At 41.9% G+C, this 13,350-nt stretch carries 13 protein-coding genes; all 13 read right to left on the bottom strand.

The window, feature by feature from the left end; genetic code table 11:
- Nucleotides 1–109 precede the first annotated feature (109 nt).
- The 13 genes from B7692_RS02335 to B7692_RS02275 all read right to left on the bottom strand — a co-directional run bounded on the left by B7692_RS02335 (nucleotide 110) and on the right by B7692_RS02275 (nucleotide 13,350).
- Nucleotides 110–1,777 (bottom strand): DAK2 domain-containing protein, encoded by a 1,668-nt coding sequence (locus tag B7692_RS02335; protein WP_060627476.1) that lies wholly within the window; start codon nucleotides 1,775–1,777, stop codon nucleotides 110–112.
- Nucleotides 1,778–1,779: 2 nt separating this feature from the next.
- The gene (locus tag B7692_RS02330) at nucleotides 1,780–2,145 is read right to left on the bottom strand and encodes an Asp23/Gls24 family envelope stress response protein (protein ID WP_000216437.1); all 366 of its coding nucleotides are present in this window, start codon (nucleotides 2,143–2,145) and stop codon (nucleotides 1,780–1,782) included.
- Nucleotides 2,146–2,300: 155 nt separating this feature from the next.
- Complete coding sequence (gene rpmB, locus B7692_RS02325; RefSeq protein WP_001140948.1) at nucleotides 2,301–2,489, bottom strand: 50S ribosomal protein L28; 189 nt, start codon at nucleotides 2,487–2,489, stop codon at nucleotides 2,301–2,303.
- A 105-nt stretch (nucleotides 2,490–2,594) separates the two neighbouring features.
- Complete coding sequence (locus B7692_RS02320; RefSeq protein WP_000725715.1) at nucleotides 2,595–3,269, bottom strand: LiaF transmembrane domain-containing protein; 675 nt, start codon at nucleotides 3,267–3,269, stop codon at nucleotides 2,595–2,597.
- 4 nt (nucleotides 3,270–3,273) lie between these two features.
- Nucleotides 3,274–3,720, bottom strand: a complete 447-nt coding sequence (locus tag B7692_RS02315; RefSeq protein ID WP_004256763.1) for a LytTR family DNA-binding domain-containing protein — start codon at nucleotides 3,718–3,720, stop codon at nucleotides 3,274–3,276.
- 113 nt (nucleotides 3,721–3,833) lie between these two features.
- Entirely contained in the window at nucleotides 3,834–4,337 is a 504-nt protein-coding gene (locus tag B7692_RS02310; RefSeq protein WP_000800915.1) for a phosphatase PAP2 family protein, read from the bottom strand.
- A 95-nt stretch (nucleotides 4,338–4,432) separates the two neighbouring features.
- Entirely contained in the window at nucleotides 4,433–6,193 is a 1,761-nt protein-coding gene (locus B7692_RS02305; protein ID WP_084929791.1) for an ABC transporter ATP-binding protein, read from the bottom strand.
- On the bottom strand, nucleotides 6,183–7,952 hold the full coding sequence (locus B7692_RS02300) for an ABC transporter ATP-binding protein (RefSeq protein ID WP_084929790.1): 1,770 nt from the start codon (nucleotides 7,950–7,952) through the stop codon (nucleotides 6,183–6,185). The genes B7692_RS02305 and B7692_RS02300 overlap by 11 nt, the downstream gene beginning before the upstream one ends.
- Nucleotides 7,927–8,397: a MarR family winged helix-turn-helix transcriptional regulator gene (locus B7692_RS02295; protein WP_084929789.1), complete on the bottom strand. Its 471-nt coding sequence runs from the start codon at nucleotides 8,395–8,397 to the stop codon at nucleotides 7,927–7,929. Before B7692_RS02295 ends, B7692_RS02300 begins: the two co-directional genes overlap by 26 nt.
- Before the next feature lie 176 nt (nucleotides 8,398–8,573).
- On the bottom strand, nucleotides 8,574–9,290 hold the full coding sequence (locus B7692_RS02290; RefSeq protein WP_000532884.1) for a YebC/PmpR family DNA-binding transcriptional regulator: 717 nt from the start codon (nucleotides 9,288–9,290) through the stop codon (nucleotides 8,574–8,576).
- A gap of 96 nt (nucleotides 9,291–9,386) precedes the next feature.
- Nucleotides 9,387–10,757 carry an MATE family efflux transporter gene (locus B7692_RS02285; RefSeq protein WP_084929788.1) on the bottom strand — a complete coding sequence of 457 codons (1,371 nt, stop codon included), beginning with the start codon at nucleotides 10,755–10,757 and terminating at the stop codon, nucleotides 9,387–9,389.
- 115 nt (nucleotides 10,758–10,872) lie between these two features.
- Nucleotides 10,873–12,039, bottom strand: a complete 1,167-nt coding sequence (recA, locus tag B7692_RS02280) for a recombinase RecA (RefSeq protein WP_084864764.1) — start codon at nucleotides 12,037–12,039, stop codon at nucleotides 10,873–10,875.
- A 54-nt stretch (nucleotides 12,040–12,093) separates the two neighbouring features.
- Entirely contained in the window at nucleotides 12,094–13,350 is a 1,257-nt protein-coding gene (locus B7692_RS02275; protein ID WP_000642689.1) for a competence/damage-inducible protein A, read from the bottom strand.

Below are 13,350 nucleotides of genomic sequence, written 5' to 3'. Positions count from 1 at the left end.
TAGGACTGAGGAAACAGTTCTAACGCCAAAACTAAAAAAATTTCAATTACAGTATAGCACAGGAAGTGATTTTTTGAGCTTTTTACTGTCTTTTTAATCTATTAAATTTTTATTCCACACTAAATAGGTATGGGTAAACAGGTTGTTGACCTTGATGAATCTCGACTTCAACATCTTCGAACTCTTCTGCGATTTCTTGAGCAATTTCATTGGCAAGTTCTTCGCTTCCGTCTTCACCGACATAGAAGGTTACGATTTCACTATCTTCATCCAACATATGTTTCAATGTTTCTGTCAAGGTTTGGTGCATGTCAGGGTTTGACACAAGAATTTTCCCATCAACCATACCAAGATTATCGTTTTCATGGATTTCTAAACCATCAATGGTTGTATCACGAACGGCTGTTGTGACGCTTCCGCTAACGACATCTCTAAGGGCTGCAGTCATACGCTCTTGATTTTCTTCAATTGACTTGCTTGGATCAAAGGCAAGAAGACTTGTCAAACCTTGAGGAAGAGTACGAGTCTCTACCACTACTGCTGGTTGCTCCAAAACTTCTGCTGCAGATTGAGCTGCCATGAAGATATTCTTGTTGTTTGGCAAGAAGATAATGTTACGAGCGTTGACCTGTTCAACAGCCTTGATAAAGTCTTCTGTTGAAGGGTTCATGGTTTGACCGCCTTCGATAACATAATCCACACCTTGAGAACGGAAGATATCTGCTAGACCTTTACCAGCAACGACAGCAATCAAAGCATATTCTTTTTCTTCAGCTGGTTTGCTAACTTGAGCAGCTTCTTTTTCAACCTGTGCTTCGTGTTGGTTCCGCATATTGTCAACTTTCACCTTGACCAAGCTACCATATTTGAGACCTTCTTGCATAACCAGTCCTGGATCTTCTGTATGGACATGGACTTTGACAATTTCATCATCATTGACAACAAGGAGAGAATCCCCGAGTTCATTCAAGTAGTTACGGAATTCATCGTAGTCAAAATCTTTGGCATAGGTTGGACCTTGCTTAAGAGCTACCATGATTTCAGTACAGTAACCAAAGGTGATGTCCTCAGTCGCTACATGACCAGCTACAGACTTGTGGTGCTCCGCATTGATCATTTCACTCATGTTGGCCGGAGTCGCTACAAAGTCCTCAGATGCAATATATTCGCCAGTAAGAGCTGAAAGGAAACCTTCATAGATGAAGACCAGTCCTTGACCACCTGAATCCACAACGCCAACTTCTTTCAATACTGGAAGCATATCTGGCGTTTTAGCTAGTGCTGTTTTAGCACCTTCCAAGGCTGCGCGCATGACTTCAACAGCATCATCTGTTTGCTCAGCTTTTTTCTTAGCACCGATAGCAGCTCCACGTGAAACTGTCAAAATCGTTCCTTCAACTGGTTTCATAACGGCCTTATAGGCAACTTCCACACCTGATTGGAAGGCAAGGGCCAAGTCTTGACCTGTTAACTCGTCTTTATCCTTGATGGCTTGTGAAAATCCACGGAAAAGCTGAGACGTAATAACGCCTGAGTTTCCACGCGCACCCATCAAAAGACCTTTGGCAAGAATGCTCGCTACCTCGCCAACTGTAGAAGCTGGCTTGTCTGCAACTTCTTTAGCTCCATTTTCAATGGTCATTCCCATGTTTGTTCCAGTATCTCCATCTGGAACTGGAAAGACGTTTAATGAATTGACATATTCAGCTTGCTTATTCAAGCGAGTTGATGCAGCCTGCACCATTTCTTGAAATAAGCTAGTAGTAATTTTTGACACGGTTATTCTCCTACAACTTTGATATTTTGAATGTAGACATTTACAGTCTGAGCAGTAATTCCAAGTTGGTTTTCCAAACTAAAACGAACACGCTCTTGAATGTTTTTTGACACTTCGCTAATCTTTGTTCCGTAGCTCAACACGGTATATACATCAACTGCAATACTGCCATCTTCGGCCGCCTTTACGACGACACCTTTAGAATAATTTTCCTTACCTAGAAGGGCTTGGAAATTATCTTTGAGGGCATTTTTACTAGCCATACCGACCACACCAAAAATTTCAGTTGCTGCTCCACCTACGACGGTTGCAATCACTTCATCTGTTAGTTCGATTTGACCATCTTTTGTATTAATTTTTACAGTCATCCTTTTTACCTCAACTAGTTGATACTCTATTTTATCATATTTCAGCCCAAGTGTAAAAGCAGAATACTGTATCAGCGGATATTTACTCTATTTTTCAAATGATTTTATATCTACAGTAAAAGAAAAAAGACCCTAAGGTCTCCTTACTTTTATTATTAAACGCGTTCAACTTTACCTGATTTCAAAGCACGAGCTGAAGCCCAAACTTTTTTAGGTTTACCATCGATAAGAACAGTAACTTTTTGAAGGTTTGGTTTTACGGCACGTTTTGTTTGGTTCATCGCGTGTGAACGGTTGTTTCCTGATACAGTCTTACGACCTGTAAAGTAACATACTTTAGCCATTGTGTTTTCCTCCTATTAGATCTAATATAGCGGATGTGCTAGCACCACATACTGTACTATGTTATCACACTTTCTTCATTTTTGCAAGGGGATTGGAAGATTTTTTTATTTAACGTAGACAATCCCCAACTTTCCAAAAGCCACATCTCCACGTATAATCAAAGTTTTACTGGTTGGAGCTAGAGAAGTATCTGCCTTGGCTACACCACAGAAAGTTTCCACCTTCAAATCCACTCGCCAATGTTGGGGAACATAGATAACTGCATTGCCAAAACCAACTTCTACTTTCAGGCTTGCAGTATCTCCTAAAATCTCTGCATTGTCGTAATATATCTTAGCATTTCCAAAACCAACTTCTACTTGGTCGTCTACCAATTCTTGATTTTGCTTGTAGAAAGTCCCAGTCCCAAAAGCAACTTCCTTATCTGTAAGAATGGTCTTTTTACCATCATACCACCATTTTTTCCCATTCCAAGTTCTGTTAGAATGAGTGAGTGCGCTGACACCCATTACGATTAAAATACTTGCCCAGAACAATGACTGATTAGGAATTGGTAAAATGCCATAAAAGTGGTTAGCAATCATTAAGGCTACTAGAGCTGTAAAAGAGGCTGAAGTTAAGTGACGACGCAACAAAGCTCCAACTGATTGATAGGCAAAAAATGCAATACCAAGCAAGGGCCAAATTTGCCCACCGAATGAAGGGATTCCAAAATTTCCTTGTAATAATATTAAAGCTGCCAAAACGAGCAACACAATACCAAATGCTTTCTTTTTCATGTTCTTACCTCATGTTTCTTAGATTTTCTTTTAGGAGGGATTGGTAATGTCGTGAGACATGAACCTCCTTGTGGGTCTGATAAAAGGAAATGGTGCCCGTTCCTGAAAAGGACTTGTCCACCGAGTAAACCTGACGAATATTTGCAATAGTCGACTTGGATACCCGACTAAAATAGCGAGGAAGAATAGCCTCTAACTCATAGAGTTTAAGCCGAACCTCGTAGGCTTCTTTCTGGGTGTGGGCGTAAATCTTGCTACCTTCTGTCTCAAAGAAGAGAATTTCCGATAAGTCCAGATAATATTCACCCGTCCCCTTGTAAAAAATCAACCTAGGAGACTTGGATTCGTGCAAGAGGCGCTGTAAATCCGCAATCTCATCTGTCAAAGCCGCTGCCTTGATGACAATTTCAGTTTCCTCTAAATTGCTGTCAATTTCGATTCGTAACTTCATTCCATCTCCTTTCTGACTCTACTATATCAAAGCCAAAATAAGAAAACAAGAGCAAAAAAGCAAGTGGTTACTTTAGACCCGTAAGTGGTTGTAGGACCACCTTAACTTACAATTCAAAATAGAAAGAAAAGCACACCCCACGCAAGGCCACAAATATAACCAACTACTACATCCTTGAGATAATGCACGCCACCTGAGACTCTCACTAGACCGAGGAGGGCTGACAAGACCAATAAGATAACCCCTACAGATAAACTAGCATGTAAGCAAGCCATGGAGATAATGGTTGCTGAAAAGACATGACGACTGGGCATTGACTGACCAGGACTATCTCTGTCAAGCAAGGGTTTAATATCCCATTCCTCATAAGGCCTAGGGGCATTGATTTTCTTACGAAGAAAGGACAAAATCACAAAGCCTGACGCAGGGACAAACACATACATCAAGACCTGCTTCCCAAGTCCTTGTTGGAGATAGGTAATTATTAACAAGGTTAAATAAACTATAGGCATGACTACTGTCATAAACCGATTGAAAGTTCTTAACAAGCTCAGAAGAAAGGGCTTATTTTTAATGTTACTAGCAACGTGGCCATACCATTCTTGATAATTTTTCATATATTTTCTCATCACTTACTCAAATTTTGCTTATAGGGAAGCACTTGTCTTCTAGTATAGTGCAGAAAAAGAAGGCCGTCAAGCCTTCTTTGGGTTTATTCTTCTGCTTCGTCTTCTGTAAATTGACTGTTATAAAGGTCAGCGTAGAAGCCTCCTTGTGCCATCAACTCATCATGATTGCCTTGCTCAATGATATTGCCATCTTTCATGACAAGAATCAGATTAGCATTTCGGATAGTTGACAAGCGGTGGGCGATGACAAAGGAAGTTCTTCCCTCCATCAATCGGTCCATGGCTTTCTGGATCAATTCCTCAGTACGAGTATCAACCGAAGATGTCGCCTCATCCAGAATTAGAAGTAGCGCATCTTTCAGCAAAGCACGAGCAATGGTCAAGAGTTGTTTTTGTCCGACAGACAAGGTCACTGTATCATCCAAGACGGTATCGTAACCATCTGGTAGAGTCATGATAAAGTGGTGAATCCCTACAGCCTTGCTGGCTTCAATCACGCGCTCATCACTAATACCTGTTTGGTTATAGATGAGATTGTCGCGAATGGTTCCTTCAAAGAGCCAAGTATCCTGCAATACCATTGAAAAGGCATCGTGTACTTCCGAACGCTTCATCTCCTTGGTATCCACACCATCAATGCGAATACTTCCCTTATCAATCTCATAGAACTTCATCAAAAGATTGACAATGGTTGTCTTACCAGCCCCTGTCGGTCCGACAATCGCAACCTTTTGACCAGCATGAACAGTCGCAGAAAAGTCATGGATAATGGTTCGCTCTGGTGTGTAACCAAAGGAGACTCGATCAAAGACTACTTGACCTTTCATATCGATCAATTGTCTTTCTTTATGGGATTCGTCTTCCATTTCCTCTTCAGCTAGGAATTCGAAGACACGTCCCATGGCTGCACTAGCCTGCTGAAGACTAGTAATCCCTTGGGCAATTTGTGAAAGAGGCTGAGAAAAGATACGAACGTAGGCCATAAAGGCAACAATAATCCCGATACTAATCTGCCCATTCAGAGCCAAGGCTGCCCCAACGATAATCACTAGGGCATAGCTAAAGTTCCCAATAAACATCATAATCGGCATCATAATCCCTGAAATAAACTGAGATTTCCAGATACTGTCATACAGACGATAGTTTAAGGTCGCAAATTCTTCTTTGGTGCTCTCGATAGCATTGTAACTGGTCACCACATTATGGCCAGAGTACATTTCCTCCACATAACCATTTACAGCCGCCAAATCCTGTTGCTGACTCTTAAAGAAGCCCTGCGATTTGCCCATAAAAACGGACACGAAAGCAAAACCGATAAGAGTTGAAACAACCGTCACTAAGGCTAAAATCCAGTTCATCCCAAACATGGTCACCAAAACTGCCACGACCAATAAAGTGGATGAAAGAACTGTCCCCAGACTTTGATTGAGGGACTGGGCTGCAGTGTCAACGTCATTAGTCACACGAGACAAGGTATCTCCTTGAGAATGTCCATCAAAATACCCTAATGGAAGACGATTAATTTTCTCTGCAATCGCTCTTCTCAAACGCTCTGAAAAACGTTGAATAGCTGTTGTAAACAGAAAGGCCTGCAAATAATTTGATAGGAGTCCAATCACATAAATCACGGCCAAAAAACTACCAATGGCTGCAACCGCCGTGACATCCACACTTGTTTCTAGACCACTGGCAATAATATTGGTCATTTCCTTGATACGGGTTGGACCATATACAGTAATGATATTGGATAGAATTGTTGCTAGAAAGGCTATCAGAAGGGCAAACTGGAGACCTACAAGATAGGGTTTACTCTGTTTCCAGAGCGACAGTTTTTTATTTTCCATGTTCCAATTCCTCCTTCGATAATTGTGAATAGGCAATTTCTTGGTAAACTTCGTTGGTAGCTAGAAGTTCCTTGTGGGTGCCTTGTCCCACGACTTTTCCTTGATCCAAGACCAAAATCAAATCTGCATCCATAATCGTTGAAATACGCTGTGCAACGATAAGCTTGGTCATAGACTTGGTTTTCTCTGCTAGCTCTTGGCGTAGGACACGGTCTGTCTTGTAGTCCAAGGCTGAGAAGGAGTCATCAAAGATGAGGATTTCTGGCTTCCGAGCCAAGGCACGCGCAATGGCCAGACGCTGTCTTTGACCACCTGAGAAGTTAGTTCCTCCTTGGGCCACTTCTGACGCTAAGCCCGCTTCCTTGTCTTCGATAAAGTTCTTAGACTGGGCCAACTCCAAAGCCTGCCACATAGCCTGTTCACTAAGTGGTGTTTCTTGACTCTGTCCAAAGTCTAGATTGTCCTTGACATCACCTGAAAAGAGAACAGCTTTTTGTGGAATATAACCAACCTTGTTGCGCAAATCTTCTAGAGCATAGTCTTGAACATTGACACCGTCTACCAGAATTTCTCCTGCTGACACATCGTAGAAACGTGGAATCAGATTGACCAGAGTTGATTTACCAGAACCAGTTGACCCAATAAAGGCCACTGTTTGACCCGCTTCTGCTTTAAAGCTAATATTCTCAATAACCGCCTCCGAATTTGCCGCATAGCGGAAGGTCACATCCTTAAATTCGACCTGACCTTTGAGGTTTTCATCAGCCAACTGCACTTGAGCAGGATTTTGGATAGAAGAATGCAAATCTAAAACCTGATTAATCCGCTTAGCAGAGACCATGGTTCGGGGAAGAACGATGAAGAGCGCCCCCATGAGAAGGAAGCCCATGACAACCTGCATGGCATAAGACATGAAAACAATCATGTCACTAAAGAGAGGCAGACGCGCTATCGGAGCAGCGTCGTTAATCACATAGGCCCCAATCCAGTAAATCGCCACACTCAAACCACTTGAAATCCCCATCATGATAGGGTTCAAAATAGCCATAAGACGGTTGACAAACAAATTCAAGCGTGTCAATTCATCATTTGCTGATGCAAATTTTTCATTTTGGTATTCTTCAGCATTGTAGGCACGAACAACACGAATACCTGTTAAACTTTCACGAGTGATACTGTTCAATTTATCAGTCAGACTTTGAATCAAGGACTGTTTTGGAAAGGCTAGCGTCATCAAAACAGTTGTCATCAGGACGTTGACAATCACTGCCACAAGTACGGCCCAGAGCCAGTATTCTGAATGGCCTAAAATCTTCCCAATAGCCCAGATAGCCATAATCGGACCACGCGTAACCACTTGCAAACCCATGGTAATCAACATCTGAACCTGAGTAATATCATTGGTCGTACGCGTCAAGAGACTAGGAATAGAGAATTTCTTAATCTCTGTCTGCGAGTAGTCTAAAACTCGGTTAAAAATATCACTTCTCAGCCTACTAGTATAAGAAGCAGCCACTCGGGAAGCAAAAAATCCAACTGCAACTGCGGATAAGAAAGCTAGAAAGGACATTCCCACCATCATGCTTGCCGGCTGCCACAACTCATCTAAATTAGTTCCTTGACTACCTAGCAAATCCGTAATTTTCGAGATATAGGTCGGCACTTCCAACTCTAGATAGACCGAAAAGCAAGTAAAGAGAATGGCTAGTAAAATCATCCCCCATTCTTTTCTACTAATTCGTTTGGCTAATTTCTTCATTCTCTCCTCCTATTCCCTTGATATTTGCCTGTAGTTGACCGAGAACTTTCTCAAAAATCAGTAATTCATCTTCATCAATGTCTTCCATCAACTTCTTGTCTATTCGTTCAAAAAAAGACTTAACCTGTTGCATCTGAGAACGTGCTTTGTCCGTCAAACGAACAAATTTTGCCCGCTTATCGCTAGGACTCGCCTCCAATTCCACCAAACCATTTTGCACCATACGCTTGACCAAATTACTAGCAACAGACTTGGTAATATTGAGTTCCTGCTCTATATCTTTAATCAAGACCAAGTCTTGGTTTTTCTCACGATTATCCAAAAAACGAACAACCTGACCTTGAGGCCCACCCATAAATTCAATACCACAACGTTTGGCTTCCTTTTGCACCATGAGGTGAATCTGATGACCAAAACGCTTAAAGACTAACATCGGTTTATCCATACTAACTCCTTTCTAACTATCACATTTAGTTCTCCAAGGAACTAAATAAGTTTCCATGAGAACTATTTTATCACTTTGAAAAGAGATGTCAAGAAAAAGTTTCCTAGAGAACTATTTTCTTGATTAAAAAAATCCCAAGTGAGCTTATCACTTAGGATCATGTTCTCTAGGTTAAATTAGAACCCGTCTACGTTTGTGTAGATTTTTTGTACGTCTTCGTCGTCTTCAAGGACGCTGTAAAGTTTTTCAAAGGTTTCAAGGTCATCGCCTGACAATTCCACTTCTGACTGAGGAATCATTTCCAATTCAGTAACTTGGAATTCTTCGATACCTGACTCACGAAGGGCAACGATAGCCTTATGAAGATCAGTTGGAGCTGTGTAAACTGTGACTGTTCCTTCTTCTGCTTCTACATCATCCACATCCACATCTGCTTCGAGCAATTGCTCAAAGACTGCATCAGCATCTTCACCCGCAAATACAATAACACCTTTGTTATCAAAGAGGTAAGAAACAGAACCTGAAGCGCCCATGTTTCCTCCGTTTTTACCAAAAGCCGCACGGACATTAGCCGCTGTACGGTTAACGTTTGAAGTCAAAGTATCCACGATCAGCATAGAACCATTTGGTCCAAAACCTTCGTAACGTCCTTCTGTAAAGGTTTCGTCTGTGTTTCCTTTAGCCTTGTCCAAAGCTTTATCGATAACGTGTTTTGGCACTTGAGCTTGTTTGGCACGGTCGATAACAAATTTCAAAGCTGAGTTTGATTCTGGATCTGGATCACCTTTTTTAGCTGCTACATAGATTTCTACACCAAATTTTGCATATACTTTAGAGTTAGCTCCATCTTTAGCCGTTTTCTTGGCTACGATATTGGCCCATTTACGTCCCATTAGGAATCTCCTTTTTTCACATTTTAATCTTTCTTATTATAACACAAGTTTTTTTGATTTTCACTAGAGGAAATGGATTTTATCCAGCAAATCGAGCTAGGATGACACTTTTGTTGCCAAGACAGCCTTGCCTTCTTTTATCAAGGGGTGACGAAACAGTGAGAAATACAGTTGAATGGTCATGGCAACCCAGATTAGGGGTTCACAAAGGATAACTCCCTTATAGCCTGCCCAAGGGATAATCAAGACCACAAAAGCGATTTTCCCGATTAGTTCGATAAAGCTAGATACCAGAGGAAGAATTTTTTGCCCCAAGCCCTGCAAGCAATTGCGATAAATCAATAAGAGACTCAAAATAGGATAAAAAGCTGAACTGATTTGCAAGTACAGACTACCATTTTCTACCAAGCAATCATCCGTCGAACTAGCCAAGAAGGAAACCAAGGCTGGACTGGCAAAAAAGAGGAAGACACAAACAAAAACTGCCCAGGATATACTTAAACGACTGCCGATTCGAAGGCCTTGAACAATGCGGTCTGGGCGCTTAGCACCTAAATTCTGAGAAGCAAAGGTCGTCATTGATGCAGAAATAGCGGTCATGGGAAGAAGGGCGAAGGCCATAATGCGTCGAGCTGCTGTTTGAGCACTAATAATCACGGCTCCAAAGGTATTAACAGAAGACTGTAAAATCACACTACCAATGGACACAATTGAACTCATCAAGCCCATAGCCAAACCTTGCTCCAAGAGATCGGCGTATAAGGCCTTGTCCCATTTGAAATGCTTGAGTTGAGGGAGTAGCTCAGGCACACTCTTACGGATATAATAAAAGCAAAGAACCGCTGATAAACCCTGCGAAATGATGGTAGCAAGTCCCGCCGATTGAACTCCAAGATGCAATTGCGTAATAAAATAGAGATCCAGAACCACATTGACCAGAGCAGAGAAAATCAAAAAACCAAGCGCAGCCAGACTGTCCCCAATAGACCGCAACAAGCCTGCAAAAAGATTATAAGCAAAGCTGACACCAACACAGGTTACAATCATAGAAATATATTGATAAGACTGAGGAAGGATTTCTGCAGGAGTATCTAGGTATTGCAAGAGAGGATACAAACCAAGAAAGCCCAGCAGCATAACTACAACACTCAAAAGAGCACCTAAAATCCAGGTGGCTGCTACTGCTTCCTTAATTTTTATAAAATTCCGAGCCCCGTAATAACGGGCAATGACAATTCCCATGCCATTACCAACACCAAGAGTAAATCCTACAATCAAGTCAAAAATTGCTGTCGTCGCTCCTACTGCAGCCAAGGATTCTTGACCAAGAAAACGCCCAACAATCAAGACATCAGCAGTATTATAGAGCTGTTGAAAAATATTTGATAGCAAGATTGGGAAGGCGAAGCTTAAGAGCGAGGGAAGAATCGGACCATGTATCAGGTCCACTGTTCGTTTTTTATTCATAAGGCTATTATATCAGCTTTCGAAAGGAGCGACAAGAAACAGCAAACTATAGATGATCTAAAAACTTGAATCAAAAACCAAAAAAGCAGCGGATGTTCTCCACTACTTTAACAGCTTATTCTTCAATTTCGATTTCAAGCTCGTCGCCTAGGTCAAGTGTAACTTCTTCATTCACAGAGTCTACTTGAACTGCTTCATCTTTTTTAGTTTCAACACCTTCTACAGAAGCTTCCTCTCCATCAATCAAACCAAATTGAACACGGACTTGATGGTCAATCTCATCAAAGACTTCTGGGTTATCTGCCAAGTATTTCTTAGCATTTTCAGAACCTTGCCCGATTTTCTCATCCTTGTAAGAGTACCAAGCTCCTGCTTTTTTGATGATATCCAAATCGCTTGCGATTTTCAAGAGCTCACCAGTCTTAGAAATCCCTTCTCCGTACATAATTTCAACGAAGGCTTCCTTAAATGGTGGAGCTACCTTGTTTTTCACGACCTTGATTTTAGTTTCTTTACCGACATTGGTATCTTTTTGGTCACCAGTTCCCTTGATTTGTGTGCTTCCACGAACATCCAAACGGACTGATGCGTAGAATTTCAGAGCACGTCCACCAGGAGTTGTTTCTGGATTTCCAAACATGACCCCAACTTTTTCACGCAATTGGTTGATAAAGATGGCAATTGTTTTGGTTTTATTGATAGAAGCACCAAGTTTACGCATAGCCTGGCTCATCATACGAGCCTGCAAACCAACGTGGCTATCTCCGATATCTCCATCAATTTCTGCACGAGGTACAAGGGCAGCAACTGAGTCGACCACGACAAGATCTACAGCACCTGAGTCAATCAATTTTCCTGCAATCTCAAGACCTTGCTCTCCTGAATCTGGTTGAGACAAGAGCAATTCGTCAATGTTGACACCAAGGGCCGCAGCATAAGCTGGATCGAGGGCATGTTCCGCATCGATAAAGGCTGCAATTCCACCTTCTTTTTGCGCTTGCGCAACTGCATGAAGAGCAACCGTTGTCTTACCAGATGACTCTGGTCCGTAGATTTCGATGATACGTCCCTTAGGATAACCACCTGAACCAAGGGCAATGTCAAGAGCCAAAGAACCTGAGCTCATCACTTGCACCTTTTGCTCTGCACGTTCACCCAAACGCATGATGGATCCTTTACCAAAGTCTTTCTCAATCAGTTTAAGAGCGTCATTCAAGGCTTTTTCACGTTCAGCCCCGAATTTTTTTGAAATTTCATCTAATTTTTTTGGTTTTTTCGCCATTCTATTCTCCTACATTCTAATGGTCCTTAGACCTATCTACTATTATATCAAAAGTTAGTCACTTAATAAAGCCTTGCGAACTAGGTTAAAGGCATGCATAACCGCAATATGACGTACATCTGCTCGACTTCTGCCTCCAATATTGACCTTGATGACTTCAGTTCCATGCTCTTGAGCCAAGCCTATGAAGACTGTCCCAGCTGGGTGCCCTTCTAGGCTATCTGGTCCTGCCACTCCAGTCAAACTAAGGCCAAAATTAGACTGGGTCTTGATTCGTGCCTGCTTAGCCATCTTTTGAGCTGTAAATTCAGACACCACACCATGTTCTTCTAAATCCTTGACAGGAATATCCAACATCTTTGATTTTTCCTCCAAGCTATAGGTTACAAAACCACCCTTAAATATACTTGAAGCACCCGAAAAATCCGCTACCCTAGCTTGGAAAAGACCAGCCGTCAAACTCTCAGCAGCCGTGATGGTTTTCCCTTGCCTTTTCAGTTCTTCTACCACAATGCTAGCTAAACTAGTTTCTTCCCCATAACCATAACAAAGATCTCGTAAAGAAAGGCCTTCAAAGGTCTGGCGACCTAAGATTTGATTTTCCAAGATATCCAGCACTTGATTCGCCTCTTCTTGGCTGCTAGCTTTTGTTGACAGACGCAGAGTGACTTCTCCTGTCTTAGCATAAGGGGCCAAGGTCGGATCTGTTTGATTATCAATCAAATCAGACAAAATCGTAACCAACTGGCTCTCGCCAATCCCAAAGAAACGAAGAACTCGGGAATGCAGCTTGCTCCCTGTCATCAACTTGGGTAGAAGTTGGTTTAAAACCATAGGTTTTAATTCACTTGGTGGACCTGGAAGGACAACGTAGGTCACTCCATCGACTTCCAATATTCCTCCCACAGCCAGTCCTGTTTCATTTGGCAGTGGAATCGCTCCTTCTACAAGTTGAGCTTGTCTTTCGTTATTCGGTGTTCGGGCATAGTCTGGTCTCTGGGCAAAAAAGACATCCAACTTCTCCTGCGCCTGAGGATCAAAGACTAATTCTTTCCCTAAAAATTTAGCCAGAGTTTGTTTGGTCAAATCGTCCTCAGTTGGTCCCAAACCACCTGTTAAAATCACCAGACTACTACGTTGACTGGCAATTTCAAGCAAAGACAAGAGACGAGCTTCATTGTCTCCTACAGCCGTCTGAAAATATACGTCTACCCCAATCTCTGCTAGTTTTTCTGATAAAAATTGAGCATTAGTATTGACAATCTGTCCTGTCAAAATCTCTGTTCCAACAGCAATGATTTCCGCTTTCAT

Source organism: Streptococcus mitis (assembly GCF_002096925.1).
In the GTDB taxonomy this organism is placed as follows: domain Bacteria; phylum Bacillota; class Bacilli; order Lactobacillales; family Streptococcaceae; genus Streptococcus; species Streptococcus mitis_AF.
Note: the sequence above shows the minus strand (reverse complement) of the source record. Positions and strands in the feature narration are given on the sequence as shown.